This window comes from Terrisporobacter mayombei, assembly GCF_020748465.1.
Taxonomy (GTDB): Bacteria; Bacillota; Clostridia; order Peptostreptococcales; family Peptostreptococcaceae; genus Terrisporobacter; species Terrisporobacter mayombei.
In genome coordinates this window covers 1-434 of record NZ_JAHZMP010000290.1, presented here as the reverse complement: position 1 = coordinate 434, position 434 = coordinate 1, and the positions used below count along the sequence as shown (strand labels likewise).

General features: G+C 52.1%; 1 protein-coding gene. It reads left to right on the top strand.

Annotation, left to right across the window (positions count from 1 at the left end; all coding sequences use genetic code 11):
* Positions 1-53 precede the first annotated feature (53 nt).
* A partial coding sequence (locus tag K0039_RS25535; RefSeq protein ID WP_228106926.1) for an FUSC family protein occupies positions 54-434 on the top strand: 381 nt, incomplete at its 3' end.

Below are 434 nucleotides of genomic sequence, written 5' to 3'. Positions count from 1 at the left end.
GTTATCTGTCACTAAAGTCTCCGGCGCTACGCAATGCCGGACGACTCAGTGTGATGTTAAGCGTTGCCAGCCTGATGGGCACCGCGCTGCATCTGCCGAAGTCGTACTGGATCCTGATGACGGTATTGCTGGTGACACAAAATGGCTATGGCGCAACCCGTCTGAGGATTGTGAATCGCTCCGTGGGAACCGTGGTCGGGTTAATCATTGCGGGCGTGGCGCTGCACTTTAAAATTCCCGAAGGTTACACCCTGACGTTGATGCTGATTACCACCCTCGCCAGCTACCTGATATTGCGCAAAAACTACGGCTGGGCGACGGTCGGTTTTACTATTACCGCAGTGTATACCCTGCAACTATTGTGGTTGAACGGCGAGCAATACATCCTTCCGCGTCTTATCGATACCATTATTGGTTGTTTAATTGCTTTCGGC